Annotated in this window: 26 protein-coding genes; 17 read left to right on the top strand and 9 right to left on the bottom strand. The window is 71.9% G+C overall.

The genetic code is table 11. The annotated features are described in order from the left end of the window. The first annotated feature begins 3 nt into the window (after positions 1–3). From L3i22_RS49445 to L3i22_RS49455, 3 genes are read left to right on the top strand one after another with little or no spacing between them, the layout of a single operon-like run. Positions 4–1887, top strand: a complete 1884-nt coding sequence (locus tag L3i22_RS49445; RefSeq protein ID WP_221324305.1) for a fumarate reductase/succinate dehydrogenase flavoprotein subunit — start codon at positions 4–6, stop codon at positions 1885–1887. Further along, the gene (locus L3i22_RS49450; protein WP_221324306.1) at positions 1884–2882 is read left to right on the top strand and encodes a succinate dehydrogenase/fumarate reductase iron-sulfur subunit; all 999 of its coding nucleotides are present in this window, start codon (positions 1884–1886) and stop codon (positions 2880–2882) included. The genes L3i22_RS49445 and L3i22_RS49450 overlap by 4 nt, the downstream gene beginning before the upstream one ends. 23 nt (positions 2883–2905) lie before the next feature. Next, positions 2906–3475: a GNAT family N-acetyltransferase gene (locus tag L3i22_RS49455; RefSeq protein ID WP_221324307.1), complete on the top strand. Its 570-nt coding sequence runs from the start codon at positions 2906–2908 to the stop codon at positions 3473–3475. On the opposite strand, the gene L3i22_RS49460 is transcribed toward L3i22_RS49455, so the two are convergent. Together L3i22_RS49460 and L3i22_RS49465 are read right to left on the bottom strand one after the other, a co-directional pair. Further along, the gene (locus L3i22_RS49460; protein ID WP_221324308.1) at positions 3476–4000 is read right to left on the bottom strand and encodes a GNAT family N-acetyltransferase; all 525 of its coding nucleotides are present in this window, start codon (positions 3998–4000) and stop codon (positions 3476–3478) included. A gap of 101 nt (positions 4001–4101) precedes the next feature. Next, entirely contained in the window at positions 4102–4833 is a 732-nt protein-coding gene (locus tag L3i22_RS49465) for a TetR/AcrR family transcriptional regulator (RefSeq protein ID WP_221324309.1), read from the bottom strand. A gap of 86 nt (positions 4834–4919) precedes the next feature. Here L3i22_RS49465 and L3i22_RS49470 point away from each other — a divergent pair, with 86 nt between their 5' ends. Then, positions 4920–6416, top strand: a complete 1497-nt coding sequence (locus tag L3i22_RS49470; protein ID WP_221324310.1) for an MFS transporter — start codon at positions 4920–4922, stop codon at positions 6414–6416. Next, complete coding sequence (locus L3i22_RS49475; protein WP_221324311.1) at positions 6413–7054, top strand: alpha-ketoglutarate-dependent dioxygenase AlkB; 642 nt, start codon at positions 6413–6415, stop codon at positions 7052–7054. The genes L3i22_RS49470 and L3i22_RS49475 overlap by 4 nt, the downstream gene beginning before the upstream one ends. A gap of 793 nt (positions 7055–7847) precedes the next feature. Here the strand turns inward: L3i22_RS49475 and L3i22_RS54525 are convergent. Beyond that, positions 7848–9074 (bottom strand): DUF4328 domain-containing protein, encoded by a 1227-nt coding sequence (locus L3i22_RS54525; protein WP_221324312.1) that lies wholly within the window; start codon positions 9072–9074, stop codon positions 7848–7850. A gap of 230 nt (positions 9075–9304) precedes the next feature. Here L3i22_RS54525 and L3i22_RS49485 point away from each other — a divergent pair, with 230 nt between their 5' ends. The 10 genes from L3i22_RS49485 to L3i22_RS49530 are packed head-to-tail and all read left to right on the top strand — an operon-like array spanning position 9305 to position 18451. Beyond that, a complete protein-coding gene (locus tag L3i22_RS49485) occupies positions 9305–10159 on the top strand; it encodes an ABC transporter ATP-binding protein (RefSeq protein WP_221324313.1) in 855 nt (284 codons plus the stop codon). A 59-nt stretch (positions 10160–10218) separates the two neighbouring features. Next, positions 10219–10956 (top strand): ABC transporter ATP-binding protein, encoded by a 738-nt coding sequence (locus L3i22_RS49490; RefSeq protein WP_221330540.1) that lies wholly within the window; start codon positions 10219–10221, stop codon positions 10954–10956. Positions 10957–10958: 2 nt separating this feature from the next. Beyond that, positions 10959–11837, top strand: coding sequence for a branched-chain amino acid ABC transporter permease (locus L3i22_RS49495; RefSeq protein ID WP_221324314.1), 879 nt, complete (start codon positions 10959–10961; stop codon positions 11835–11837). Further along, positions 11834–12850 carry a branched-chain amino acid ABC transporter permease gene (locus L3i22_RS49500; RefSeq protein WP_221324315.1) on the top strand — a complete coding sequence of 339 codons (1017 nt, stop codon included), beginning with the start codon at positions 11834–11836 and terminating at the stop codon, positions 12848–12850. Before L3i22_RS49495 ends, L3i22_RS49500 begins: the two co-directional genes overlap by 4 nt. Beyond that, positions 12847–14109, top strand: coding sequence for an ABC transporter substrate-binding protein (locus tag L3i22_RS49505; protein ID WP_221324316.1), 1263 nt, complete (start codon positions 12847–12849; stop codon positions 14107–14109). The genes L3i22_RS49500 and L3i22_RS49505 overlap by 4 nt, the downstream gene beginning before the upstream one ends. A gap of 39 nt (positions 14110–14148) precedes the next feature. Then, the gene (locus L3i22_RS49510; protein ID WP_221324317.1) at positions 14149–14895 is read left to right on the top strand and encodes an SDR family oxidoreductase; all 747 of its coding nucleotides are present in this window, start codon (positions 14149–14151) and stop codon (positions 14893–14895) included. After that, positions 14892–15665, top strand: coding sequence for an SDR family oxidoreductase (locus tag L3i22_RS49515; protein WP_221324318.1), 774 nt, complete (start codon positions 14892–14894; stop codon positions 15663–15665). Before L3i22_RS49510 ends, L3i22_RS49515 begins: the two co-directional genes overlap by 4 nt. Then, positions 15662–16642, top strand: a complete 981-nt coding sequence (locus L3i22_RS49520; protein ID WP_221324319.1) for a phosphotransferase family protein — start codon at positions 15662–15664, stop codon at positions 16640–16642. Before L3i22_RS49515 ends, L3i22_RS49520 begins: the two co-directional genes overlap by 4 nt. Beyond that, the gene (locus tag L3i22_RS49525) at positions 16642–17847 is read left to right on the top strand and encodes an acyl-CoA dehydrogenase family protein (RefSeq protein ID WP_221324320.1); all 1206 of its coding nucleotides are present in this window, start codon (positions 16642–16644) and stop codon (positions 17845–17847) included. Before L3i22_RS49520 ends, L3i22_RS49525 begins: the two co-directional genes overlap by 1 nt. A 28-nt stretch (positions 17848–17875) precedes the next feature. Continuing rightward, on the top strand, positions 17876–18451 hold the full coding sequence (locus L3i22_RS49530) for a TetR/AcrR family transcriptional regulator (protein ID WP_221324321.1): 576 nt from the start codon (positions 17876–17878) through the stop codon (positions 18449–18451). 51 nt (positions 18452–18502) lie between these two features. On the opposite strand, the gene L3i22_RS49535 is transcribed toward L3i22_RS49530, so the two are convergent. After that, complete coding sequence (locus L3i22_RS49535) at positions 18503–21070, bottom strand: LuxR C-terminal-related transcriptional regulator (RefSeq protein WP_221324322.1); 2568 nt, start codon at positions 21068–21070, stop codon at positions 18503–18505. Between the two features lie 19 nt (positions 21071–21089). On the opposite strand from L3i22_RS49535, the gene L3i22_RS49540 reads away from it, so the two are divergent. Together L3i22_RS49540 and L3i22_RS49545 are read left to right on the top strand one after the other, a co-directional pair. After that, positions 21090–21461: a hypothetical protein gene (locus L3i22_RS49540; protein WP_221324323.1), complete on the top strand. Its 372-nt coding sequence runs from the start codon at positions 21090–21092 to the stop codon at positions 21459–21461. Positions 21462–21498: 37 nt separating this feature from the next. Then, positions 21499–21720: an AlpA family transcriptional regulator gene (locus tag L3i22_RS49545; RefSeq protein WP_255657727.1), complete on the top strand. Its 222-nt coding sequence runs from the start codon at positions 21499–21501 to the stop codon at positions 21718–21720. Between the two features lie 29 nt (positions 21721–21749). Here the strand turns inward: L3i22_RS49545 and L3i22_RS49550 are convergent, their stop codons facing one another. From L3i22_RS49550 to L3i22_RS49570, 5 genes are read right to left on the bottom strand one after another with little or no spacing between them, the layout of a single operon-like run. Continuing rightward, complete coding sequence (locus L3i22_RS49550) at positions 21750–22334, bottom strand: Uma2 family endonuclease (RefSeq protein WP_221324325.1); 585 nt, start codon at positions 22332–22334, stop codon at positions 21750–21752. 26 nt (positions 22335–22360) lie between these two features. Continuing rightward, positions 22361–22903: a DUF6886 family protein gene (locus tag L3i22_RS49555; RefSeq protein WP_221324326.1), complete on the bottom strand. Its 543-nt coding sequence runs from the start codon at positions 22901–22903 to the stop codon at positions 22361–22363. Between the two features lie 5 nt (positions 22904–22908). Continuing rightward, positions 22909–23997, bottom strand: coding sequence for an alcohol dehydrogenase catalytic domain-containing protein (locus tag L3i22_RS49560; protein WP_221324327.1), 1089 nt, complete (start codon positions 23995–23997; stop codon positions 22909–22911). Next, entirely contained in the window at positions 23994–25403 is a 1410-nt protein-coding gene (locus tag L3i22_RS49565) for an aldehyde dehydrogenase family protein (protein ID WP_221324328.1), read from the bottom strand. Before L3i22_RS49565 ends, L3i22_RS49560 begins: the two co-directional genes overlap by 4 nt. Further along, the gene (locus L3i22_RS49570; protein ID WP_221324329.1) at positions 25400–26029 is read right to left on the bottom strand and encodes a TetR/AcrR family transcriptional regulator; all 630 of its coding nucleotides are present in this window, start codon (positions 26027–26029) and stop codon (positions 25400–25402) included. Before L3i22_RS49570 ends, L3i22_RS49565 begins: the two co-directional genes overlap by 4 nt. Between the last annotated feature and the right edge of the window lie 66 nt (positions 26030–26095).

Consider the following 26095-nt stretch of genomic DNA (forward strand, 5'->3'; position numbering starts at 1 on the left):
ACGATGACCACCCTGGAACGCCATCTGTACGACGTCGTGGTGATCGGTGCCGGTGGCGCCGGGCTGCGCGCGGCGATCGAGGCACGACTGGCCGGCAAGAAGACCGCGATCATCTCCAAGTCGCTGTTCGGCAAGGCGCACACGGTGATGGCCGAGGGCGGCGCGGCGGCCGCGATGGGGAACGCGAACTCCCGGGACAACTGGATGGTCCACTTCCGGGACACCATGCGCGGCGGCAAGTTCCTGAACAACTTCCGGATGGCCGAGCTGCACGCCAAGGAGGCCCCGGAGCGGATCTGGGAGCTGGAGACGTACGGGGCGTTGTTCGACCGTACGAAGGACGGAAAGATCTCCCAGCGGAACTTCGGCGGCCACGAGTACCCGCGGCTGGCCCACGTCGGCGACCGCACCGGCCTGGAGCTGATCCGCACCCTGCAGCAGAAGATCGTCTCCCTGCAGCAGGAGGACTTCGCCGAGACCGGCAGCTACGACTCGCGGATCCGGGTCTTCCAGGAGACCACGATCACCGAGCTGATGCTCGACGGCGACCGGGTGGCCGGCGCGTTCGGCTACTACCGCGACTCCGGCGACTTCCTGCTCTTCGAGGCGCCCGCGGTGGTGCTCGCCACCGGCGGCGTCGGCCGCAGCTACAAGGTCACCTCGAACTCCTGGGAGTACACCGGCGACGGCCACGCGCTGGCCCTGCGCGCCGGCGCGACCCTGATCAACATGGAGTTCCTGCAGTTCCACCCGACCGGCATGGTCTGGCCGCCGAGCGTCAAGGGCATCCTGGTCACCGAGTCGGTCCGGGGCGACGGCGGCGTGCTGCGCAACTCCGAGAACAAGCGGTTCATGTTCGACTACGTCCCTGACGTCTTCCGCAAGCAGTACGCGGAGACCGAGGAGGAGGCGGACCGCTGGTACGAGGATCCGGACAACAACCGGCGACCGCCCGAACTGCTGCCCCGCGACGAGGTGGCCCGGGCGATCAACAACGAGGTCAAGTCCGGACGGGGCAGCCCGGCCGGGGGCGTCTTCCTGGACATCGCGAGCCGGCTGCCGGCCGAGCAGATCGTCCGGCGGCTCCCGTCGATGCACCACCAGTTCAAGGAGCTGGCCGACGTCGACATCACCAAGGAGCCGATGGAGGTCGGCCCGACCTGCCACTACGTGATGGGCGGGGTCGAGGTCGACCCGGACTCCGGCGCCGCGTTCGGCTCGGTGCAGGGCCTGTTCGCGGCGGGTGAGGTGTCCGGCGGCATGCACGGCTCCAACCGGCTCGGCGGCAACTCCCTCTCCGACCTGCTGGTCTTCGGCAAACGGGCCGGTGAGCACGCCGCGGCGTACGTGGACGCGCTCGCCAAGCGCCCCAAGCCGGACCGGGTGGACGTGGCCGCCGCGACCGAGGTCGCGCTCGCGCCGCTGGCCCGGACCGAGGGCGAGAATCCGTACACCCTGCAGCAGGACCTGCAGGCGGTGATGGGCGACCTGGTCGGCATCATCCGCCGGGAGGGCGAGCTGAGCGACGCGCTCAAGCGGCTGCACGAGCTGCGCGTGCGGGTGGCGAACGTCGCGGTCGGCGGCGGCCGGCTCTACAACCCCGGCTGGCACCTCGCCCTCGACCTGCGCAACATGCTGGTCGTCTCGGAGTGCACGGCGAAGGCGGCGCTGGAACGCGAGGAGTCGCGCGGCGGCCACACCCGGGAGGACTTCCCGAAGATGAGCCCCGAGTGGCGGCGGCTCAACCTGGTCTGCTCGCTCGACGAGGCCGGTGAGGTGCACCTGGAACGCAAGCCGGTGCCGGCCATGCGCCCCGAGCTGATCGACCTCTTCGACCGCAGCGAACTGACCAAGTACATGACCGACGAGGAGCTGGGGGCAGAGTGAAACGCCACTTCCGTGTCTGGCGAGGCGATTCGTCCGGCGGCGACCTGGAGAACTTCGACGTCGAGGTCAACGAGGGCGAGGTGGTGCTGGACATCATCCACCGGCTGCAGGCCACCCAGACCCCCGACCTGGCCTGCCGGTGGAACTGCAAGGCCGGCAAGTGCGGCTCCTGCTCGATGGAGATCAACGGCATGCCCCGGCTGGGCTGCATGACCCGGATGTCCACGTTCACCCCGGACGAGACCATCACGATCACCCCGCTGCGGACCTTCCCGGTGATCCGCGACCTGGTCACCGACGTCTCCTTCAACTACGAGAAGGCGCGCGAGACCCCCGCGTTCGCGCCGCCCGCCGGGGTCGCCCCGGGGCAGTACCGGATGCAGCAGATCGACGTCGAGCGGAGCCAGGAGTTCCGCAAGTGCATCGAGTGCTTCCTCTGCCAGAACACCTGCCACGTGGTCCGCGACCACGAGGAGAACAAGGAGTCGTTCTCCGGCCCGCGCTTCTTCATCCGCGCCGCCGAGCTCGACATGCACCCGCTGGACGCCCGCGACGACCGCAAGCAGTACGCCCAGCAGAGCCAGGGCCTGGGCTTCTGCAACATCACCAAGTGCTGCACCGAGGTCTGCCCGGAGCACATCAAGATCACCGACAACGCCATCATCCCGATGAAGGAGCGCGTCGTGGATCGTCGTTACGACCCGCTGGTCCGGCTCGGCCGCAAGATCTTCCGCCGCGATCAGCTGGAGGCGGGCGCCACCGAGGTGCCGGCTCAGCGGATCACCGGGGAGACCCCGTTCGGCCAGCGTCTGCCCGAGGGGCCGCCGGTCGGCCCGGACGGGCGGCTCGACGTCGCCGAACTGGCGGCGCCGATCCAGGGTGGCCTGTCACCGTTCGGCGAGGACACGACGTTTCCGCTGCCCCCGGAGCGGGTCGCCTACCACCACCCGGAGCCGGACCCGACCCTGCCGCCCGAGGCGCCGGCCCATCCGTGAGGGCGACGGCCTAGGGTCGTCGCATGCCTTCGCTCGTCACCCCCGCGCTCGCGACCGGCACGCTGGCCGCCTCGACCCAGCCGGAGATTCCCGGCGACGACCTGCTGCTGCGACCGTGGCGGGCGGCGGACCGGGCGGCGGTGGTGACCGGCTTCGCCGATCCGGCGATCCAGCGCTGGCACTGCCGGGTGCTGGACGACGACGAGGCGGCGGCCTGGATCGCCGACTGGCCGCACCGCTGGCGGAGCGAGTCCGGCGCGAGCTGGGCCGTGGTCGCGGCGGGTGAGGTGGCCGGGCAGATCGGTCTCCGGCGGATCGACCTGGCCGAGGGCGCGGCCCACCTCTCCTACTGGGTGCTGCCCGGGTTCCGCGGGCGCCGGATCGCCCCGCGCGCGCTGACCGCGCTGACCACCTGGGCGTTCACCGGGCTGGGCCTGCACCGGCTGGAGCTGTGTCACTCGACCGCGAACCCCGCCTCGTGCCGGGTCGCCGAGCAGGCCGGTTACCCGGCCGAGGGCACCCGGCGGTCCGAGGCCCGGCACGCCGACGGCTGGCACGACATGCACCAGCACGCGCGCCTCGCCACCGACTGATCAGGCCGGGTCGGCGGGGGCGGCGGTGGACGGCGTCAGGAAGAGCTGGGTGATGGCCACGTCGTGCCACGCGTCGTGCTTCCAGCCGATCCGGGCGTGGGTGCCGACCGGCTCGAAGCCCAGGGCCCGGTGCAGGCCCATGCTCGCGTCGTTCGGCAGGGTGGTCTTCGCGACCGCGACCCGATAGCCACGGGCGATCAGCCGCGGCAGCAGCACCTGGTAGAGGGCCCGGCCGGCGCCGGTGCGGCGGCGGTCCGCCGCCAGGTAGACGCTTACCTCGCAGGACCAGCGATAGGCCGCGCGGGCGGCGAACGGCCGAGCATACGCATAGCCGATGACCTGGCCGTCCAGCTCGGCGACCAGCCAGGCGTGGGTGGCGGCGGACTCGGCGATCCGGGCGGCCATCTCGGCCGGCGTCGGCGGGTCGGTCTCGAAGGTGATCGCGGTGTCCAGCACATACGGCCGGTAGATGGCGGCACAGGCCGCCGCGTCGGCGGCGGTGGCATCCCGGATGAGCAGCGACATGCGCACCACGGTACGGCGCGGCGACGGTCCGTCCCGCCGGTCGGCGGCGGGGCGCGCCGACCTGACCGGGCTCGGGCGGGCGTGCTTCACGACGTACAAAATCAGGCGGCTTTTTGGGGTTGGGCTTCTTTGGCGAGCCAGAGGGCCAGGCCGTCGAGCAGGCGCTCCAGGCCGAAGGCGAACGTGGTTGCCATCATGTTGTCCGGGTCGGGGCCGGCGACGCCGTTGGCGCGGCGCCACGCGTCGTAGTGCGGATAGTCGCCGGCCATCCGGTCGACCAGCGGGGCGATCCGGTCGACCATCTCGGCGGGGCTCACACCCGCGCCGGCCAGCGCGGACTCGGTGGTGGCCGAGCCGATCGCATGCGAGTGCAGCAGGGAGCCCGCGTAGGAGACCGCCATGCCGGCGAAGCCCGCGGCGGTGAGCAGCGCGACCGTCCGGTCACCCAGGCGCATCGCGTTCGGCCCCAGGGTGGGACGGACGCCGAGCTGGCCGAGCGCCCACGGATGACGCAGCAGCGCCGCGCGCATGCCGTTGGCCAGGATCGACGCGCCGACGCGCCAGTCGGTGTCGCCCGGCTCGGGCACGTAGACCTCGCCGAGCACCTCGTCGACGGCCAGCTCGAGCAGCTCGTCCTTGTTCGCGACATGCCAATAGGCCGACGTGGTGCCGGAGCCCAGCCGGGTGCCCAGGCGCCGCATGCTCAGGCCGGCCGGGCCCTCGGCGTCGAGCAGCTCGATCGCGGCGCGGACGATCTGCTCGCGGCTGAGCGTGGGCTGGTCACCGCGGGCGGGGCGGGGCGGATGGGCCCACACCGAGTTCAAGTCGGGCATGGTCCGATCCTAGCGAACCTCGTACGGCGTTCGAGGCGATGGTACGGTGTATGAGTCATCGAACGCCGTACGAGAGAAGGCCGGTCATGCCCGAGCGCGATCCTCGACGCTGGTTGATCCTCGGTGTGCTGTGCCTGGCGATGCTGGTCGTCGTCGTCGACAACATGGTGCTGAACATCGCGATCCCGGCCCTGATCCGGGACCTCGGCGCGAGCACCGCCGAGATCCAGTGGATCATCGATGCGTACATCCTGGTCTTCGCCGGCCTGCTGCTCACCGCCGGTGGGCTCTCCGACCGGCACGGGCGCCGCCGCGGCCTGGTGATCGGCCTGGTCGTCTTCGGTGGCGCGTCCCTGCTGGCCACCATGTGCCAGACCCCCGGTCAGCTGATCGCGACCCGCGGCCTGATGGGCGTCGGGGCGGCGTTCCTGATGCCCGGCACCCTCTCCATCCTCACCACGGTCTTCGACGACGCCGAGCGGAAGAAGGCGATCGCGATCTGGGGCTCGGTCCTGATGCTCGGCGCGCTGGGCGGGCCCAGCCTGGGCGGCCTGCTGCTGGAGCACTTCTGGTGGGGCTCGGTCTTCCTGATGAACATCCCGATCGCGGCGCTCGGCGTGCTCGCCGCACTCGTGATCATCCCGGAGTCCCGCGGGCCGGCCGGGCGGCCCGACCTGGTCGGCGCGCTCGCCTCGACGATCGGGATGACCGCCCTGGTCTGGGGCGTGATCTCGGCGCCGAAGGAGGGCTGGGGCTCGCCGAGCACGCTGGGCGGGTTCGTGGTCGCCGCGGTCGCGCTGGTCGTCTTCGCCCTCTGGGAGCGGCACACCGACGAGCCGATGTTGCCGCTCGCCCTGTTCCGCAACCGCAACTTCGCCGGGGCCAGCCTGTCCATCGTGCTGCTGTCGTTCTCGGCCGGCGGCGTGATGCTCGCCCTGACGCAGTACGTGCAGTTCGTGCTCGGATACGAGCCGCTCAAGGCCGGGTTCGCGTTCGTTCCGATGATCGTCAGCGGGCTGGTCTTCAACGGGATCGGCGTGGTGATCGACAAGCGGTTCGGTGCGCGGGCCGCCCTGACGCTCGGGCTGCTGCTGATGGGCGGCGGGTTCGGGGTGCTCGCCTCGCTCGGCCCGGCCGACGGCTACCTGAAGCTGGCGATCGCGCTGGTGGTGATCGGGGCGGGCAGTGGCACGGCGACCCCCGCCGCGGTCGGGACCCTGCTCGCGGCGCTGCCGAAGGAGCGGGCCGGGGTGGGCTCCGCGGTCAACGACACCGTTCAGCAGTTGGGGGCGGCGCTCTCGGTGGCGGTGCTGGGCAGTGTGCTGACCACGGCGTACCGGGCGGCGATGCCGGCGTCCGCGCCGGCGTCCGCGCGGGACTCGATCGGGGACGCGCTGCGGATCGGGGACCCGTCGCTGGCCCGGGTCGCCAAGGCCTCGTTCGTGGACGCGATCGCCACGACGTCCTGGCTGGGCGTCGTCGGCGGGGTGGCGGCGGCGGTCGTGGCCGTGCTCGTGCTGCGGCCGGGGTTATCCACAGGGGTGACCGAGGAGGCGAACATCAGTACTAATATTGCGGCATGAGCAGCGCATATCAGCCTTCGATGCTCGACCTGATGTCGGCGGGCGACTCGGCCTCCCCCACGCTGGAGCCGCTGGCCGGGGCGACCCGGCACCAGCTCACCGCCGGGGCATGGGTCGACGTGCTGCCGGGGTGGCTGCACGGGTCCGACGCGGTGTTCGAGACGCTGCTCGGCATCGACTGGCGGGCCGAGCGGCGGAAGATGTTCGACGACGTGGTCGACGTGCCGCGGCTGCTGCGGTGGTTCCGCGAGGACGAGCCGCTGCCGCACCCGGCGCTGACTTCGGCGCGGGCCGCGCTGAACTCGCACTATGCGGCGGAGCTCGGCGAGGAGTTCGCCACCGCCGGGATGTGTCTGTACCGGGACGGGCGGGACAGTGTGGCCTGGCACGGGGACACGCTCGGGCGGTCGGCCACCGAGGACACCATGGTGGCGATCCTGTCGGTGGGGTCGCCTCGGAATCTGGTGCTGCGGCCTCGGGCTGGGGGGCATGAGACGTTGCGGTTTCCGCTGGGGCACGGGGATCTGATCGTGATGGGCGGGTCCTGTCAGCGGACCTGGGAGCATGCGGTGCCGAAGACGGCTCGGGGGGTGGGGCCGCGGGTGAGTGTTCAGTTTCGGCCTCGGGGGGTGGCTTAGCGCTTTCCTGGCCGCGCCCGGGCTGGGCCGGGCCGCGGGTGCGGGTGCGGCCGCGGGTGCGGGTGCGAGCGGCGGGTGTGGGCGGCAGGCACGGGGCGCGGGCGGCAGGCGCGGACGTGGGGTGTGGGGCGGCCGGCGCGGACGCGGGCATGGCAGTCGGGTTACGCCGTGCGGCGTTGGGCTGCACCGGGCCGCGCCGGGCCGCGCCGGGCTGGTCCAGGCCGGGCTACCCCGGGCCGCGCCAAGCCGCGCCAAGCCGCGCCGCGCCGCACCGGGCTGGGCTCCGCCGGGCTGCGCCCGGATGGGCTGGACCGCGCCGCACTGGGCCTGGCCGGGCTACGCCGCGCCAGGCTGGGCAAGGCCTCGCCGTGCCGCACGGGGCTGGCTCCACCGGGCCGGGCCGCGCTGCGCTGCACGGGGCTGGCTCCGCCTCGCCGCGCCCGGACGGGCTGGACCGCGTCGCGCCGCGCAGGGGCCAGGCCGGGCCGCACAGCGCGGAGCTCCGCCGGGCCGCGCGCCGGGCGGGCTGAGCCGGCCGGGCCGGGCCGCGCGCCGGGCGGGCTGAGCCGGCCGGGCCGGGCCGCGCCCGGGCGGGCTGAGCCGGCCGGGCCGGGCCGCGCGCCGGGCGGGCTGAGCCGGCCGGGCCGGGCCGCGCGCCGGGCGGGCTGAGCCGGCCGGGCCGGGCCGCGCGCCGGGCGGGCTGAGCCGGCCGGGCCGGGCCGCGCCCGGGCGGGCTGAGCCGGCCGGGCCGGGCCGCGCCCGGGTGGGCTGAGCCGGGACCCGGGTGGGCTTGTCAGTAGGGCTGGGGGAACTGCTGTTGCTGGTCGGCGGTTACTCGGCGGACCAGGAGGATGGCGGCTACCGCGGCTACCGGTAGGGCGGCCATCGACAGGATTCCCAGGGCGGTGGTCGGGCCGACCGTGGTGCCGGTGGCGCGCTCCAGGACCAGGTCCAGGGACCAGGCGACGGCCCAGATCGTGAAGAGGGCCGGGCCGTGGTCGCGGGTTTCGCGGTCCACCTCGCGGACTACGAGCAGGGGCATGACCAGGTTGGCTACCGGGATGAGCCAGGCGCCGATGGTCCAGCCGGGGCGCCACTTCATCGCGTGGCCGGTGTTCCAGAGGTTGGTCGACGCCCGGTGGAGCCAGGTCAGGAACGACGCGGCGGTGAAGATGAACACGGCGGCGTAGCCGAGGAACACGCCGATCAGGAACCCGGGTTCCGCGCGGTCGAAGGTCGTGCTCGTGACGGAGGCGGCGACCTGGAGGAGCAGCGAGTACACCGCGGTCAGGGCCAGGCCGGCGACGGCCAGGCGGGACGGGACGTAGAGCGGCTTGACCGGGCCGTCGGCATACGACCGCGGGTAGGTGTAGGGGGCCGGTCCGTAGTCGGCCGGCGGGGGCGGATAGGCGGAGGCCGCGCCGGGGTAGCCCGGATGGCCCGGGGCGGGGTAGGCCGGAGCGGGGTATGCCTGCGGCGGGTAGCCCGGCTGCTGCGGCGCCGCCGAGGTGGGCGGATACGACTGCTGGTACGGGCCCTGCCAAGGCTGCTGCGGCGCTCCCGACGTGGGCGGATACGACGGCTGCTGCGGCGCGGGCGGGGCGTAGGCGGGCGGCGGGGCGTAGGCGGGCGGCGCGGCCGAGGCCGGCGGCGCGGCGTAAGCGGGCGGCGCGGCCGAGGCCGGCGGAACGGCTGAGACTGAGGGCGCGGCTGAGGCCGGCGGCGCGGGCGGTGATGACGGGGCTGCCGCCAGCGGGTCGGCGGCGGGCTGGGCGGGAGCCTGGAACAGCGGGTCCGCGAGGGCCAGCGGGTCCGATGAGGACAGCGGCGCCGCGGACGACCACGGATCAGCCGGCGGGGTGAGCTCCGGAGAACGCGGGTCACCCGACGGTCCGAAGCCGTCCGGCGAGCGCGAGCCATCCGAAGGACGCGGGCTCGGAACAGCCGGCGCGCCGGCGCCGTCCGACGGTTGCGGGGTGGGCTGGTTGTCCCGGCTGGGCGGGGTGGGCTCTGCGGTCATCGGGCACCTCGCGCGGATCGGTGGGCTCAAGGCGCAGGGTAGCCGGGCCGGACAACGCGACATTGGGGGCGTTTTCGCTGATCACCGCAGGGATGGCGGAATTGCCGGTCGCTTCAGGTAACGGGGATGTTGCAAGTAGTTGACGAGCCGGATCAGAAAGTTACACTCCTAGTGTAAATAGTTGACCATCACTCTCCACTGTGGATCCTCGCGGTCCGAACGAGGTGGCAATGTCGACGAAACCCCCTGCTCCTGAGCTTGTTCTCGACCACATAACGGTTCGCTTCGGCGGGCTGGTCGCTCTCGATGACGTGTCCCTGCGGGTGCCCGCGGGGCGGATCATGGGGGTGATCGGGCCGAACGGGGCCGGTAAGACCACGCTGTTCAACATCATCTGCGGGTTCGTGACGCCGACCGCCGGGGAGATCACCCTGGACGGGCGGCCCTGGCGACCCCGGCCGCACCACCTCAACCGGCTCGGTATCGCTCGCACGCTGCAGGGCGTGGGCCTCTTCAACGGCCTCACCGTGCTGGAGAACGTGCAGGTCGGCGCGCGCGGGCACCGATCCGGGACGGACCTCCCGCCGATCACGGCCAGCCCCGCAAAAGCCGCCGAACCGACGGGAACGGGCCGGGTCGACGACGAAACCGGCGCGGATCACGGGGCCACGGCCCGGCCGGAGAGCGCCCCACCCAAGGGCCGCGAGCGACGGTCCGAACAGGACGCCCGCGCGGCCCTGGAACGATGCGGCGTCGCGGAATACGCGCACGCGCATCCCGGCGCACTGCCCTACGCGATCCGCAAGCGGATCGAGCTGGCCCGCGCCCTCGCCGCCCGGCCCCGGATCCTGATGCTCGACGAGCCGGCCGGCGGCCTGGACCCCGACGAGATCCACTGGCTGGCCGGGCTGATCCGCGCGACCGGCACCACGGTGCTGCTGGTCGAGCACCACATGGACCTGGTCATGTCGGTCTGCGACGAGATCCTGGTGCTGGACTTCGGCAAGCCGATCGCGCTCGGCTCCCCCGCCGAGATCAGCGCGAACGACCGGGTGACCGAGGCCTACCTGGGAGCCGCCGCGTGAGCGACGGGACCAGCGCGAACGACCGGCCCGGGAGCCGCCGCGGAAGAGCGGAACCGAACCTGGACGAGCCCTACCGGAAGACCACCCCACTGCTGGAGGTCGAGGACCTCACGGCCGGCTACGGCGCCGCCCCGGTCCTGCACGACGTCCGGCTCAGCGTGCGGCCCGGCGAGATCGTCGCGGTGCTGGGCGCGAACGGCGCCGGCAAGACCACCCTCCTGCGTACCCTCTCGGGTCTGGTGAAAGCGGACCACGGCCGGATCCGCTTCGACGGCGAGGACCTGCGCCGGACGAAGGTCGAGCAGATGGTCCGCCGCGGCATCGCGCACGTCCCGGAGGGCCGTGGCGTCGTCACCGAGCTGACCGTGGACGAGAACCTGCGGCTCGGCGGCCTGTGGCGACGTGACCGCGCGGACGCGACCCGCGCCCTGAACGAGGTCTACGACCTCTTCCCGGCGCTGGCACAACGGCGTGCCAGCGCCGGGCACCAGCTCTCCGGCGGCGAGCGGCAGATGCTCGCGCTGGGCCGCGCGCTGGTCGGGCGGCCGCGGTTGCTGCTGCTCGACGAGCCGTCGCTGGGCCTGGCCCCGAAGATCACCGCCCAGATCCTGGCCCTCCTGCGGGACCTGCGGGACCGCACCGGGCTGGCGGTGCTGCTGGTCGAGCAGAACGTGCGCAGCGCGCTCTCGGTGGCCGACGAGGGCATCGTCCTGTCGCTCGGCCGCGTGGTCACCCGCAACTCCGCTGCCGATCTGCGTGATGACGCCGATCTGCGTCACGCCTACCTGGGGTTCTAGCGATGGACAGATTCGTCTACCTGACCTTCGACGGGCTCAGCCGGGGCGCGGTCTACGCCGCGTTCGCGCTGGCCCTGGTGCTGATCTGGCGGGCCGCCCGGATCGTCAACTTCGCCCAGGGCGCGATGGCGGTGGCCGCCGTCTACGTGGCGTACTCGGTGACCGAGAAGACCGGCTCGTACTGGCTCGGTTTCGCCGCCGCGCTGGTCTTCGGCCTGCTGCTGGGCATCGCGGTGGAGAAGGCGGTGATGCGCTTCGTCGACCACTCGTCGCCGCTCAACGGCGTGGTCGTCGCGCTCGGCCTGGTGCTGATCGTGCAGGGGGTGCTCGGCATCGTCTACGGCAACGAGTTCCGCCCGGTGCAGACGCCGTTCCGGCGGGACGCGTTCGACATCGGCGGGATCGCGGTGCTCAGCCGCTACGACGTCTTCGTCTTCGCCGCGGTGGGCGCGGTGGTCATCGGGCTCACCGTGCTCTTCACCCGGACCGCGGTCGGTCTGCGGATGCGGGCCGCGGCGTTCGCGCCGGACGTCTCGCGGCTGCTCGGCGTCCCGGTCGGCGGCATGTTGACGCTGGGCTGGGCGCTGGCCGCCGCGGTCGGCTCGCTCGCCGGGATGCTGGTGGTCCCGACCGAGCTGGGCCTGAATCCGAACGCGATGGACGTGCTGTTCGTGTCCGCGTTCACCGCGGCCGTGGTGGGTGGTCTGGACAGCCCGATCGGCGCGGTGACCGGGGGGCTGATCGTCGGGCTGCTGCTCTCCTACGTCAGCGGTTATCTGGGCGCGACGGTGGCGCCGATGGCGGTGCTGCTCCTGCTCGTGGTGGTGCTGCTGGGCCGGCCCGGCGGCCTCTTCTCCAGTTCGAAGGCGAGGCTGGCATGACGGACATCAAGGAGAAGCGCCCGGCGATCACCCCCGAGCAGACCACGAGCAAACCCCGGAAAAGACCACATCCGATTTGGTACGCGATAGCCGGCGCCGTCCTCATCGCGGCGCTCACCTACTACCTGCCGCCGTTCCGGAACTACCAGCTGGCCACCGTCGGCGCGTACTTCACCGTGACCGCCGGCCTGACCGTCCTCACCGGACTCAACGGGCAGCTCTCGCTGGGCCACGGCGCCCTGATGGCCACCGGCGCGTACACGTTCGCGCTGACCCAGAACCGGTGGCTGACCATGCCGCTGAGTTTCCTGGCCGCCGTGCTCGCCACGGTCCTGGCGGGCGCGGTGATCGGGCTGGCCGCGGCCCGGCTGCGGGGTCCCTACCTGGCCGGGCTCACGCTCGCGGTCGCGGTCGTGGTCCCCTCGGTGGCGAGCACGTTCGACGACACGCTCGGCAGCGACATGGGCCTGTCGATCGCGCTCGACCCGCCGCCCGGGGTGATCCCGATGGAGCGCTGGCAGGCCTGGCTCTGCTGGGCCGGGGCGCTGCTCACCGCGCTGCTGCTGGCGTTGCTGGTGCGCGGCCGGTTCGGGCGGGACCTGCGCGCGGTGCGGGACGACGAGACCGCGGCCCGGTTGGCGGGCGTGCACATCGCCCGTACCCAAATCCTGGCTTTTGTCGTCAGCGCGGCCTGCGCCGGCCTGGCCGGCGCCCTCTTCGCCTTCCTTGCCCAGAGTGTCTCGCCCGGCGCGTTCCCGCTGACGCTGTCGCTGTTCCTGGTGATGGCGATCGTGATCGGCGGCCTGGGCCGGCTGTTCGGCGCGCTGCTCGGCGCGTTGCTGCTGGTCCTGCTGCCGGCGCTGGCCCAGTCCGTCGCGGAGGGCTCCGGCTCACAGCATCTGGAGGGCAACCTCGCCCTGGTGATCTTCGGCGTGGTGCTCGTGGTCGTCATGCTCGCCGCCCCTGGCGGCCTCGCGTCAATCCGATTCACATCTATCAGGAGGAAACGATGAAACGCACCACGGCGGTGTTCCTCGCCGTCCTCTTGTTCGCGGGAGCATGCGACTCCGGCAGCGGAGGCGGCAGCTCCTCATCCACCACTACGCCAGGGGTCACCGACACCGAGGTCGTCGTCGGCACGCACATGCCGCTGACCGGACCGGCCGCGGCCGGATACTCCAAGATCTCGCCGGCCACGAAGGCCTACTTCGACTTCGTGAACGCGGGCGGCGGGATCAACGGCCGGAAGATCACCTACAAGGTCAAGGACGACGGCTACAACCCGGCGACCACCCAGCAGGTGGTCCGGGAGCTGGTGCTGCAGGACAAGGTGTTCGCGATCCTGAACGGCCTGGGCACCCCGACGCACTCCGGCGTGCTGGACTTCCTGAAGACCAACAAGGTGCCGGACCTCTTCGTGGCCAGCGGCAGCCGCAGCTGGAACCAGCCGGACAAGTATCCGGGCACGTTCGGCTTCAACCCGGACTACACGGTCGAGGGCAAGATCCTCGGCACGTACGTCAAGGAGAACCTGGCCGGCAAGAAGGCCTGCTTCCTCGGCCAGGACGACGACTTCGGCAAGGACAGCCTGGCCGGGATCGAGAAGGTCCTGGGCGCGGTGGTCGCCAAGCAGAACTACGTGACCAGCAACCCGAACGTCGGCCCGCAGATGGGCGCGCTCAAGGCGGCCGGCTGCGAGGTGGTCCTGCTGGCCACCATCCCGGGCTTCACCGCGCTGTCGATCGGCACCGCCGCGAAGATCGGCTTCAAGCCGCAGTTCGTGGTCAGCAACGTGGGCGCCGACCCGACCACCGTCGGCAAGGCGCTGGGTGCGGCCGCGCCGCTGCTGGAGGGCGTGGTCTCGGCGAACTACCTGCCGATCAACACCGACGACACGAACCCGTGGATCCAGCTCTTCAAGAAGGTCAACGACCAGTACAACGCGGGTGCGGAGTTCGACAACAACATCGTCTACGGGATGGCCGTGGCGTACCTGTTCGTGCAGTCGCTGCAGTCCGCGGGCAAGGATCTGACCCGTGACGGCATCGTCGCCGCGGTGCAGAAGAACGGATTCCAGGGCCCGGGTCTGGTCCCGCTGCGCTTCGCCGACAAGGATCATTCGGGGTACGGCGGTGAACAGCTCACCAAGGTGCAGGGCGGCAAGGCGGTGTTCTTCGGTCAGCCGTACACCACCGACGACGCCGACGGCGCCGTGCAGCCCTACACCGGTCAGGCCGTGACACCGCCGCAGAACGGGATCCCGGCGGCGTAATATCCGCACTCTGAGTGCAAGTTACTAGGAGGTAATGCGATGGCGGACCAAGTGGCAGTCGTGACCGGAGCAAGCCGGGGAATCGGGTTCGCCATCGCGCAACGCTTCGTCGCCCAGGGCGCGAAAGTGGCGATCACCGGGCGGGACGCGGACGCCCTGGCGGCCGCGGTGAAGGAGCTGGGCGGCCCGGAGGTCGCTCTCGGGGTGGCCGGCAAGGGCGACAACGCGGACCACCGGGCAGCGGTGATCGACCAGGTCAACGCGGCGTTCGGGCCGGTCACCACCCTGATCAACAACATCGGGATCAACCCGGCGTACGGGCCGCTGGCGACGCTCGACCTGAACGCCGCCCGCAAGATGGCCGAGGTCAACCTGATCGGCACGCTCGGCTGGGTGCAGGAGGCGCTGCGTGGCGGCCTCGCCGGGTCGGGCGGCTCGATCGTCAACATCTCGTCGGTCTCCGGGGTCCGCCCGGCGCCCGGCATCGCGTTCTACGGCACCACCAAGGCCGCGCTGATCCACCTGACCGAGGAGCTGGCCGTCGAGCTCGCCCCGAAGATCCGGGTGAACGCGGTCGCCCCGGCCGTGGTCAAGACCCGCTTCGCCGCCGCGCTGTTCGAGGGCCGGGAGGAGCAGGTCGTCGCGACCTACCCGCTGAAGCGCCTCGGCGTGCCGGAGGACGTGGCCGGCACGGTCGCGTTCCTCTGCTCGCCGGACGCGTCCTGGATCACCGGCCAGACCATCGTCCTCGACGGCGGCGTCACCCTGACCGGGGTGGTCGAGTGAAGCGGGTCGTCGTCACCGGCGCCGGCGGGGGCATCGGCGCGGCGCTGGCCCGGCGGTTCGCCGCCGACGGCGCGAAGGTCGTGGTCAGCGACATCAACCCGGACGCGGCCGGCAAGACCGCGGCCGAGATCAACGGAATCGCCGTCGCCGCTGACGCCGCCTCGGAAGAAGATGTCCGGAACCTCGTCGAGCGGGCGCACGCGGAGCTGGGCGGGATCGATCTGTTCTGCTCGAACGCCGGCGTGCTCAGCGCCGGTGACGAGAACACCCCGGACCAGCAGTGGGAGCGCGACTTCGGGGTGAACGTGATGTCGCACGTCTACGTCACCCGGGCACTGCTGCCGAAGTGGCTGGACTCCGGCGAGCCGAAGCGGCTGCTGATCACGGTCAGCGCGGCCGGCCTGCTGACCCTGCTGGGCAGCGCGACCTACTCGGTGACCAAGCACGCGGCGCTCGCGTACGCGGAGTGGCTGCGGGCGACGTACGCGCACCGGGGTCTGATCGTCCAGGCGCTGTGCCCGCAGGGCGTCCGCACCGACATGCTGACCGGCGGGAACGCGCGGGGCAGCGGGAGCGCGGCGCTGCTCTCCGAGGGCGCGCTGGAACCGTCGGAGGTCGCCGAGCTGGTCGCTGCGTCCGTACGGGAAAATCAGTTTTTGATCCTCCCTCATCCGGAGGTGGCGGAGTACTACCGCTTGCGCGCGGCCGATCCGGACCGTTGGCTGGGTGGCATGAACAAGATGCAGCGCGGGTTCGAGGCCCGGAAATGAAGGGGCTGGACCTGGCGAAGCTCCAGGCCTATCTGGACAGTCCGCCGCTGAGCGCGACGATGTTCGCCGGTGGGCGGTCGAACCTGACCTACGCGGTGACCGACGGGACGAACCGCTGGGTGCTGCGCCGGCCGCCGCTCGGGCACGTGCTGCCGACCGCGCACGACATGGCCCGCGAGCATCGCGTGCTGTCCGCGCTCTCGCAGGCCGGCTTCCCGGTTCCGGCGCCGGTCGTGCTTTGTTCTGATATTTCGGTCATCGGTGCTCCGTTCTATCTCATGGAGCACGTCGACGGAAAGATCTACCGGGACGCCGCGGACCTGGCGAAGATCGACCTGCGCGCGGTGACGTTCACGCTGGTCGACACGCTCGCCGACCTGCACGCGCTGGAGCCGGAGAAGATCGGGCTGGGCGACTTCGGCAAGCCGGAGGGCTTCAACGCCCGCCAGGTGCGGCGCTGGAAGCAGCAGCTCGACGCGTCCCGCAGCCGTGAGCTGACCGGGATCGAGGAGTTGCACGCCCGGCTGGCCGCGGAGATCCCGGCTGGTGGACCGGGCACGGTCGTGCACGGCGACTTCCGCCTGGACAATGTGCTGATCGGCCCGTCCGGCGAGGTCAACGCGGTGCTCGACTGGGAGATGTCGACACTCGGCGATCCGCTCAGCGACCTCGCCCTGATGCTGGTCTACGCCGGCCGCCCGCTGCTGTTCAAGGACGGCAAGCCGTTCGCCCCGATCGACCTGCCCGGCCACCCCTCGCTCGACGAGATGGCCGCCCGGTACGCCGAACGCAGTGGCCGCGACGTCGGCGACCTGCACTGGTACGTCGGGTTCGCGGCGTTCAAGCTCGCCGTCATCCTGGAGGGCGTGCACTACCGCTACACCAAGGGCCAGACCGTCGGCGCCGGCTTCGACACCGTGGGCGCGATGGTGCCCGAGCTGATCGAGCAGGGCCACCGAGCGCTGGAAGGACACTGATGGACTTCGAGTTCGACGCGACGACCGAGGACTACCGCAAGCGGCTGCTCGCGTTCATGGATGAGCACATCTATCCGTTCGAGGGCGATTTTCACGCCGCGGGCGACGGCTGGGAGGTGCCCCCGGTCCTGTCCACCATGCAGGCCGCGGCGAAGGCGGCCGGCCTCTGGAACCTGTTCCTGCCGGGTGAGCACGGCGCCGGGCTGACGAACCTGCAGTACGCGCCGCTGGCCGAGATCATGGGGCACAGCCCGGCGATCGCGCCGGCCGCGTTCAACTGCAACGCCCCGGACACCGGCAACATGGAGGTGCTGGCCGAGTTCGGCACCCCAGCGCAGCAGGAACAGTGGCTGAAGCCGCTGCTCGAGGGTTCCATTCGCTCCGCGTTCGCGATGACCGAGCCGCAGGTCGCGTCGTCGGACGCGACGAACATCGGCACCCGGATCGAACGCGACGGCGACGACTACGTCATCAACGGCCGGAAGTTCTACATCACCGGCGCGATGAACCCGAACTGCAAGATCTTCATCGTGATGGGCAAGACCGACCCGGACGCGGACCGGCACGTCCAGCAGAGCCAGATCCTGGTCCCCCGGGACACCCCCGGCCTGACCGTCGTGCGCGGCATGACCGTCTTCGGCTACGCCGACGGCGACCACGGCGGCCACGCCGAGCTGCTCTTCGAGAACGTCCGGGTGCCGGCGAGCAACCTGATCGGCGTCGAGGGCGGCGGCTTCGCGATCTCCCAGGCCCGGCTCGGCCCCGGCCGGATCCACCACTGCATGCGGCTGATCGGGATGGCCGAACGCGCGCTGGAGCTGATGTGCAAGCGGGCGCTGGCCCGCACCCCGTTCGGCAAGCCGCTCGCCGAGCAGGGCGTGATCCAGGACTGGATCGCCGAGTCCCGGGTCCGGATCGAGCAGGCCCGCCTGCTCGTGCTCAAGGCCGCCTGGCTGATGGACACGGTCGGCAACAAGGGCGCGCACACCGAGATCCAGTCCATCAAGATCGTGGTGCCGCAGACCGTCGAATGGATCCTGGACAAGGCGATCCAGGCCCACGGCGCGGTCGGCACCAGCCAGGACACGCCGCTCGCCCAGCTCTGGGTGGCGGCCCGCACGCTGCGTCTCGCCGACGGCCCCGACGAGGTGCACAAGCGCTCGCTGGCCCGGCGGGAGCTGAACCGTTACCGGAGTCGTACGTGACCTCGCTGAATCTTTGCCGGAGTCGTCAGTGACCACACCTCCTCGCGTCGACGGTCGCACCGCGCGGTCCGAACGGACCCGCAACGCGATCGTCGACGCCCACCTCCGGTTGATCGCCGAGGGCGACCTGCGCCCGACCGCGGACCGGATCGCCAAGCTGGCCGGGGTCTCGCTCCGGGCACTGTGGAGCCACTTCGCCGACATGGAGGCGCTGATGGCGGCCAGCGGGCAGCGGGTCCTGGAGCAGCGGGACGTGTCGTACCAGCCGATCGCGCCGGACCTGCCGCTGGCCGAGCGGATCGAGTCGTTCTGCCGGCAGCGGGCCCGGATGCTGGAGGAGATCGCGCCGGCGGCTCGGGCGTCCGCGCTCAAGGAGCCGTTCTCCAGCGCCCTGCAGCGGTATCGGCGGGTGCACGTGGCCCGCGTCCGGGACGAGCTGACCAGCACGTTCGCCGAGGAGATCGGGGCGGACGAGGAGTTGCTGAACGCACTGACCGCGATCAGCCTCTGGCCGACGTGGTCGACCTGGCGCGAGGCGATGGACCTGCCGGTGGAGGTGGCCCAGGCCGCCCTCGCCCGCGGCGTCCGCGCCCTGCTCACCTGACGTCGGGACGGGTGGGCCGGCCTCCGATCCGGGGCCGGTTCCCCCGTTCGATCAGTTCGGCGAGGTCAGCCCGAGCCGGGTGGCTTCGGCGGCGGCCTGGCCGCGGCGGGAGACGCCGAGTTTGCGGAGGATCGCGGAGACGTGGTGGTGGACCGTCTTGGTGGACAGGAACAGCCGCTCGGCGATCTCCACATTCGACAGACCCTGCTGGACCAGCGTCAGCACCTCCACCTCGCGCCGGGTCAGCTCGGCCGGGTTGCCCCGGGTCCAGCGCTGCGGGCCGCGCGGAATGTCCCGGACGCCGCGCGACCGCAGCCGGCGGGTGACGACCGCCGCGGCCGGGCGGGCGCCGAGCCGCTGGAACTCGGCGAGCGAGGCCCGCAGGTCGGCCACGTCCGGGCTGCCGGCCAGGGCCAGCGCGGCATCGTAGGAGCAGTCGCGTTTGCGCCAGCGCTCGGCGGCCGCGTTCACGTCGCCGGCGAGCTGCACGGCGTACGGCTCAAGCAGTGTGATCTTGTGAAGGTCTTTCCCGGGCTCCCCGGCGAGCCGGCGCAGCCAGGCGAGCTCGCCCAGCACCCATGCGGACCGCCGGCGTTCCGCGAGCTCCCAGGTGGCGGCGATCTCCGGCTCGACCGGCAGCCCGGCCAGCCACGCCGCCTCGGCCCGCGCGGTCGCCGCCGGCGCCAGGTACTGCAGCTCGGTCCGCCCGACGGTCAGCGCGCGCATCTCGTCCAGGACCGGCCACGGGTCGGTGTCGCCGCGCCGGGCCGCGATCAGCCCGACCACGCTCAGCGCGATGATCCGCAGCAACGGCACCGGCCCGCAGTTGGCCAGGATCCACTCGGCGTCCGCGGCCGCCGCCTCCCAGTCGCCCATGTCCAGGTGGTAGCGGGCGCGGTGGGCGAGCACGTAGTGCTTCCAGCCGTCCAGCCCCAGGTCGTCGCAGACCGTGACGCCCCGGTCCAGCCAGGACGCCAGGTGGTAGGAGCGGACCCGGGTCATCGCCCAGCCGGCGTGGATGTACGCGCGGCCGATGTGCTCCTCCAGGCCCTCCCGCTCGGCCGTGGCGAGGCTGCGCTCCAGCTTGCCGATCCCCTCCGGCTCGCCGTTGAGCATCATCATCGTGCCCAGGTTGTTCAGGCTGTGCACGACGACCTCGGCATCGTCGTACTCCTCGCCGAGCCGCAGCGCCCGGGTGCCGAGCTCGATCGCGTCGGCGTACTCCTCGATGTTCAGCGCGACCGCCGCCTGGTTCGTGTACGCGACCGCCAACTCCCGCCCCGGCATCGACTCCAGCAGCCGCAACGCCTCCCGGCCGGCCTCGGCCGCGTCGTCCGGGAAGCCGCCGCACCACAGCCGGCGGGACAGGTTCGACAGCGCGACGCCCTCGCCGCGCTGGTCGCCGATCCGCCGGCGCTCCCGGATCGCCTCCCGCAGCGCCGCGATCGAGTCCGGCGTCTGCTCGGTCAGATAGCACTCGTAGGAGCGGCGCTCCAGCAGGTCGGCGCGGTCCTTCGGGGCCAGGTCCGAGGCGAAGCGCAGGGCTCGGGCGTACTGCGCCGCCGCCTCCCGATGCGCGCCCGACGCCGCGGCCTGCTCGGCGGCCCGCGGCGCCCAGTCCAGGACGACCGCCGCGTCGCCGGCCGCCTCCGCGTGGTGCGCGATCCGGCTCGGGTCGGCGGTCTTCTCCAGCAGCGCCGCCAGGACCCGGCGATGCAGCTCCAGCCGCCGATGCGGGGCCAGCGACTCCTCGACGGTGAGCCGCGCCAGCTCGTGCCGGAACGCCACCCCGCCGGGCACGCTGACCAGCATCCCCGCTCGCAGCGCCTCGTCCAGTCCGTCCTCTTCGACGATCACGTGCATTTCGGCGTACGGCGGAATGATCGAGACCACGTCGAGAACCGCGCCCGCCGCGGGACTCAGCCGGGCCGCCCGGGCGAGCACCGCGTCCCGCACGGTCAGCGGCACCTCCCCGCCGTCCCGGGCCAGCACCTCGGTCACGAAGAACGGGTTCCCGCAGGTCGCCCGGTGCAGCGCGGGCCCGTCCCGGCCGTGCTCCGCGGCGAGCTCGCCGACCGCCGCGGCGGACAGCGGCTCCACGCTCAGCCGCCGGATCGCCGCGCCCTGCAGCTCGCCGAGCAGCCGCCGCAGCGGATGCCCGCGGTCCACCTCGTCACTGCGGTAGGTGGCGATCACCAGCGCCGGGATCGTGCCGATCCGCCGGCCGAGCAGGCTCAGCACGTCCAGGGTCGCCTCGTCCGCCCAGTGCAGGTCCTCCAGCACCAGGATCAGGCCGGGCCGCTCCCGCACGTCCCGGATGATCCCGGCGGCCAGCTCGTACGACTTCCCGGCGAAGTCGGTCAGCTCGTCCATCTCCAGGAACGGCCCGAGCGGGCGCGGGGTGTAGAGCGGATCGCAGGCGCCCCAGAGCACCGGCCGGCTCGCCCGCGCCTCCGCCCGGAACTGCCGGACCAGCGCCGTCTTGCCGCCGCCGGCCTCCCCGCCGAGCAGCACCAGGACCCCACTCCGGGTGGCGGCGACGGACGCGTGGGCCTGGTGCAGCGCAGCGAGCTGGACGGACCGCTCCAGCAGCCCGTTCCGGGCAGACAACTCCCCCATCGCCGCACCATGTCACCGAGTGCCGTCCACCTCCATCACCTATCCGACATCCGAAAACTCCGATCAACTACCGCACGTCCGGTCCGGCTGGTCAGGTGTAGCGATTTCCAGACTCCGCCATCGTGAAAGACGAGTTCCGCAGCCGGATCTCGTCGCGCGGGAGCGCGGAGGCCTGACCATGACCAGGTATTTCACGTGGAGTGACATTCGCGCCGAATTCGTCGCGCAGGCGGGTGGCGAGGAGGCGATCGCCGAGGCTCGTCGGCAGAGCCAGGCCTACATCGACGCCTATCGGCCGGCCGAGCAGCGGATCGCCCAGGGACAGGACGTCACCGTGGGCGACGAGGCGAGCGAGCCGCCGGTGATTCGCCCCGAAGTGGAGGCCGCCTAGGTATCCAACCGTTTCGCGGATGATTACTGTGATATCGGTGGGAACCAAGGGAAAGCTCTACACGACCGGGGACATCGCCGGGCGACTCGGCGTCAGCCGGCAGCGGGCATACGCGCTGGCGAACCGAGAAAGCTTCCCGGAATCCTTCGACGACCTGCCCGGCGGCTCGGTGTGGCTGGTCGGCGAGGTCGAATCCTGGATCGGCGTGCACCGCCCGGCCCGCGCCAGAAACTTCGAGGACGGAATCGTGCCCGGCTGATCGATCACCCGGGCACGAACCCGGCCGGGTCAGCCCTTACGCCTGGTGAGCAGTGCGTCCAGGTCGAGCTCGATAGCGAACGGCACACGGCTGCGCAGCTCACCGCGGTGGATGCCGGCCGATGTGTAGGACCGTGTCGGCTCGTCGAGTTCGTAGGCATGGACGACTGGCAACTCGTCCTCTTTCTCGACACGCCAGTAGTGCGCAATGCCGGCTTCCGCGTACTTGCTCAGCTTGACGATCCGGTCACGGTGCGCTGACTCCGGCGAGACCACTTCGCCCACCAGGAGCACCTGTTCGGGAACGTAGAAGGTGAGATCCGGCCGGTAGGGCACTGTTGTCACGACAAAATCCGGTTCCGGACGATTGAGCTTGTCAAGCCGGATCGTCATCTCCCGCTCGACCTCGATGCCTGCCGGCGCCTGCTCGTTGAGTGCGTTCACCAAAGCAGTGACGATCCGGCCGTGCCAGAGGCGCTGGGGGGACATCATGAAAACGAGCGCTCCATCGATCAGTTCGGTATGGCGAGGCGCTTCCGGAAGGTGGTCAAGGTCGTCGGCGAACCACCCCTCCTCGCGGGGCGGGTTCATCCACTCGGGCACCGCTGACGTCATAGCTCCACCGTAACAATCCGGGCCGGTCAGCGGGGACGGGCGTTGCGGAGGCGGATGCCGCTGAAGTCCAGCGTGCTCGCGGTGACCGCGTCCCAGAACGGCCACAACCCGGGCAGGATCCGCAGCTGGATTCCCGCCGCGGAGTGAACCTCGATCAGGTCGCCGACCGGCGACGGCGGCGCCAGCGGCGTGACCGGTGAGGTCGCCACCCAGGCGTGTGTGCCGAACGGCCGGAACCGCTCGGCCGGCAGGCGGTAGGCGTACAGCGACGTCGATCGCATCGCCGCGAGCCACGAGAACTCGATGGCATGGACCCGTTCCCCGCACCCTGCCCCGACGATCCGGTCGCGATCGGATTCGGTCGTCGACGGCACGGTCCAGGCGAGCGCACGCGGGCAGTCCCGCGGAAACCAGTAGGACGGCGCCTGCTCCGCGTCGACCGCCCAGACATACGGCTCGGACTGCTGAGCGGTAGCGGCGACGTGCGGCACGAACCGGGTGATCGACGGATCCTCGGAGAAGTGCAGCACCTCACCGGGCGCGGGCCGGCTGAGCCCGGTGAGGCGCATCGTGATCAGAGCCGGACGACCGACCGGGCGCCCTCGCCCCGGGCCATCCGCTCGAAGGCGGCCGGCACGCCGGCCAGCTCGATCCGGTCGGTGATCAGGTGGTCGAGCGACAACCGGCCGTCGAGCACGTCCCGGGCCAGCGCGGGCACCGCCACGTCCGGGTCGGCCTGGCCGTAGACCGAGGCCCGCAACGTCCGCGCCGACGAGAAGATGTCGAGCGCGGCGATCTGCACCAGGTCGTCGGCCGCGCCCATCCCGACCACGGTGACCTGGCCGCCGCGCCGGGTGGCCCGCCACGCGGCGCGGATCGTCGACGCCCGGCCGACGCATTCGATGGCGTGGTCGGCGCCGCGTCCCTCGGTGCGCACCCGGATGTCCTTGGAGAGCGCGTCCGTCGACACCACGAAGTCGGTCGCGCCGGCCGCCTCGGCCAGCCCCTTCTTCGCCTCGCTGACGTCGACCGCGATGACCTGGCCGGCGCCGGCCGCCCGGGCCGCCGCGACGACCGACAGGCCGACCCCGCCGAGCCCGATGACCAGCACCGATTCGCCCGGCTGCACGTTCGCGGTGTTCCGGACCGCGCCGGACCCGGTCAGCACCGCGCACCCGAGGAGCGCCGCAACGTCAAAATCCAATTGCGACGGTACGGCGATGACCGCGTTCTCCGGGGCCACCACCTGCTCGGCGAACGCGCCCAGCCCGAGGGTCACGTGCACCGGCGCGCCGTCGAGCGTGATCCCGTTCTCCAGCGCCGCGACGCCGGACGACGTGGAGCAGAGCCACGGCTGCCCGCGCTCGCAGAACCAGCAGTGCCGGCACGGCGGCTGCCAGTTCAGCACCACGTGGTCGCCGACCGCGGCCCGGGTGACGTGCTCGCCGATCTCGACGACCTCGCCGGCCGCCTCGTGGCCGAGGACGAGCGGGTGCGGCGGGCGCAACGTCCCGTTGATCATCGACAGGTCGGAGTGGCAGACGCCGGCCGCCCGGACCCGGACGCGGACCTGGCCGGGCCCGATCTCGGGCAGGCGCAGCTCCTCGACGGTGGCCGGCCCGTCCGGCTCGCGAACGACCAGCCCGGGCACATAGTGGGTCATCGCTGAATCGCCTTGACCTGCTGGAACTCCTCCAGGCCGAACTGACCCAGCTCCCGGCCGACGCCGGACTGCTTGTACCCGCCGAACGGGGCGAACGGGTTGAACGAGCCGCCGTTCACGTCCACCGCGCCGGTCCGGATCCGCCGGGCCACCGCCAGGGCGTGCTCGTCGCCGCCCCAGACGCCACCGGCCAGGCCGTACTTCGAATTGTTGGCGATCTCGACGGCCTCGTCGTCGGAGTCGAACGGGATGATCGACAGCACCGGGCCGAAGATCTCCTCCTGGGCCAGCTCGCTGTCCGGGTCGACGTCGGCGAAGACGGTCGGCGCGACGAAGTGCCCGGTGTCCGGCAGCGGCGCGTCCAGTCCGCCGGCCACCAGCCGGGCCCGCGCCCGCTCGATGAAGCCGCGGACCCGGTCGCGCTGGGCGGCGGAGACCAGCGGGCCGAGCCGGGTGGCCGGGTCGAACGGGTCGCCGACGGTGTAACCGGCCGCGGTCTTGGCCGCGAGCGCGACCGCCTCGTCGTAGTGACCGCGGTGCACCAGCATCCGGGTCCACGCCGTGCAGGTCTGCCCGGAGTTCAGGAACGCGTTGCCGACCCCGACCTTGACCGCCTTGACCAGGTCGGCGTCGTCCAGGATCACGTTCGCCGACTTGCCGCCGAGCTCCAGGGAGACCTTGGCGATCCGGTCGGCGGCGGCGTGGGTGATGGCCCGGCCGGTCGCGGTGGAACCGGTGAACGAGATCAGGTCGACGTCCGGGTGGCCGGCGATCGCCGCGCCCACCGCGGCGCCGGTGCCGGTGACCAGGTTGAGCACGCCGGGCGGCAGGCCGGCCTCGTCGGCCGCGTCGAGCAGCAGGTACGCCACCAGCGGCGTGAGCTCGCTCGGCTTGAGCACCACCGTGCAGCCGGCCGCGAGCGCCGCGCCGACCTTCGCCACCACCTGGTGCAGCGGATAGTTCCACGGGGTGATCGCACCGACCACGCCGGCCGCCTCGCGCACGATCAGCGAGTTGCCGATGGTCCGTTCCTCCGCGGGCGCGAGCGCCAGATCGGCGTACCCCCGAAGGACCGTGAGGGGCAGGCCCGCCTGGACCGCCTGCGCGATCTTGACCGGTGTCCCGAGCTCCTGGCCGACCGTGCGGGCGATGTCCGCGGCGCGGGCCGCGAGCGCCCGGTGCAGGCGGTCCAGGTGGGCGCCGCGCTCCGCCATCGGCAGCGCGGACCAGCCGTCGAAGGCCTGCCGGGCGGCCGAGACAGCGAGGTTCACGTCCTCCGGCGTGCCGGCCGGGACGTGCCCGATGACCTGCTCGGTGTACGGGTTCTCCACCTCGATCCGCTCGCTGGAGTCCGGCGGCACCCACGCGCCACCGATGTAGAGCTGTTCGCGGAATTCCGACGTCATCGGCGTACCCCCTGGTCGTAGTGGTCGGACAGGCCGGCGATGAGCACGTCCAGCCCGAGTTCGAACGCGCCCTCGTCGACCGCGGCGCGATGGGCCGACAGCTCGTGGGCGCGGTGCAGGTGCGGATAGCGGTCGTACAGCTCGGGGTCGCTCTCGAAGCCGAGCGCGAACGAGCCGAGCGCGGACCCGGTGATCAGGTATCGCATCAGCGCGCCGATGTGGGTGGCCCGGGTGCGGGACCAGCCGGCGTCGATCAGCGCGCCGTAGACGGCCTCGGCCATGGCCAGCCCGTACGGCCGGCGGCCGGGCCCGGTGGCCAGCACCGGGATGATGTGCGGGTGGGCGGCGAGCACCGCGTGGTACGACTTCGCCCAGAGCCGCAGCCCGTCCCGCCAGTCGCAGTCGGCGAACACCCCGATGTCCACCTCGGCGACCACCGACTCGGCGACCGCGTCGACGATCTCGGCCTTGGTCGCGAAGTGGTTGTAGAGCGACGGGCCCTGCACGCCGAGCTCGGTGGCGAGCCGGCGCATCGACAGCGCGTCCAGGCCCTCCGCGTCGATCAGCGCGGAGGCGGCCTCGACGATGCGCTCGCGGGTCAGCAGCGCCTGTCTCGGCCGGGCCATGTTGGCAACTCCCTGGAAATCAGCAATCAACACTGGACGCGCAAAAACTTACGCCGCTAGTTTATG

The sequence above is a fragment of the Actinoplanes sp. L3-i22 genome, from assembly GCF_019704555.1.
In the GTDB taxonomy this organism is placed as follows: domain Bacteria; phylum Actinomycetota; class Actinomycetes; order Mycobacteriales; family Micromonosporaceae; genus Actinoplanes.

What these genes read in the sequence shown, in the direction of transcription:
- L3i22_RS49445 (WP_221324305.1), top strand. Translation starts at nt 4, where the DNA reads ATGACCACCCTGGAACGCCATCTGTACGACGTCGTGGTGATCGGTGCC.
- L3i22_RS49455 (WP_221324307.1), top strand. Translation starts at nt 2,906, where the DNA reads ATGCCTTCGCTCGTCACCCCCGCGCTCGCGACCGGCACGCTGGCCGCC.
- L3i22_RS49460 (WP_221324308.1), bottom strand. Translation starts at nt 4,000, where the DNA reads ATGTCGCTGCTCATCCGGGATGCCACCGCCGCCGACGCGGCGGCCTGT.
- L3i22_RS49465 (WP_221324309.1), bottom strand. Translation starts at nt 4,833, where the DNA reads ATGCCCGACTTGAACTCGGTGTGGGCCCATCCGCCCCGCCCCGCCCGC.
- L3i22_RS49470 (WP_221324310.1), top strand. Translation starts at nt 4,920, where the DNA reads ATGCCCGAGCGCGATCCTCGACGCTGGTTGATCCTCGGTGTGCTGTGC.
- L3i22_RS49475 (WP_221324311.1), top strand. Translation starts at nt 6,413, where the DNA reads ATGAGCAGCGCATATCAGCCTTCGATGCTCGACCTGATGTCGGCGGGC.
- L3i22_RS54525 (WP_221324312.1), bottom strand. Translation starts at nt 9,074, where the DNA reads ATGACCGCAGAGCCCACCCCGCCCAGCCGGGACAACCAGCCCACCCCG.
- L3i22_RS49485 (WP_221324313.1), top strand. Translation starts at nt 9,305, where the DNA reads ATGTCGACGAAACCCCCTGCTCCTGAGCTTGTTCTCGACCACATAACG.
- L3i22_RS49495 (WP_221324314.1), top strand. Translation starts at nt 10,959, where the DNA reads ATGGACAGATTCGTCTACCTGACCTTCGACGGGCTCAGCCGGGGCGCG.
- L3i22_RS49500 (WP_221324315.1), top strand. Translation starts at nt 11,834, where the DNA reads ATGACGGACATCAAGGAGAAGCGCCCGGCGATCACCCCCGAGCAGACC.
- L3i22_RS49505 (WP_221324316.1), top strand. Translation starts at nt 12,847, where the DNA reads ATGAAACGCACCACGGCGGTGTTCCTCGCCGTCCTCTTGTTCGCGGGA.
- L3i22_RS49510 (WP_221324317.1), top strand. Translation starts at nt 14,149, where the DNA reads ATGGCGGACCAAGTGGCAGTCGTGACCGGAGCAAGCCGGGGAATCGGG.
- L3i22_RS49520 (WP_221324319.1), top strand. Translation starts at nt 15,662, where the DNA reads ATGAAGGGGCTGGACCTGGCGAAGCTCCAGGCCTATCTGGACAGTCCG.
- L3i22_RS49525 (WP_221324320.1), top strand. Translation starts at nt 16,642, where the DNA reads ATGGACTTCGAGTTCGACGCGACGACCGAGGACTACCGCAAGCGGCTG.
- L3i22_RS49535 (WP_221324322.1), bottom strand. Translation starts at nt 21,070, where the DNA reads ATGGGGGAGTTGTCTGCCCGGAACGGGCTGCTGGAGCGGTCCGTCCAG.
- L3i22_RS49550 (WP_221324325.1), bottom strand. Translation starts at nt 22,334, where the DNA reads ATGACGTCAGCGGTGCCCGAGTGGATGAACCCGCCCCGCGAGGAGGGG.
- L3i22_RS49555 (WP_221324326.1), bottom strand. Translation starts at nt 22,903, where the DNA reads ATGCGCCTCACCGGGCTCAGCCGGCCCGCGCCCGGTGAGGTGCTGCAC.
- L3i22_RS49560 (WP_221324327.1), bottom strand. Translation starts at nt 23,997, where the DNA reads ATGACCCACTATGTGCCCGGGCTGGTCGTTCGCGAGCCGGACGGGCCG.
- L3i22_RS49565 (WP_221324328.1), bottom strand. Translation starts at nt 25,403, where the DNA reads ATGACGTCGGAATTCCGCGAACAGCTCTACATCGGTGGCGCGTGGGTG.
- L3i22_RS49570 (WP_221324329.1), bottom strand. Translation starts at nt 26,029, where the DNA reads ATGGCCCGGCCGAGACAGGCGCTGCTGACCCGCGAGCGCATCGTCGAG.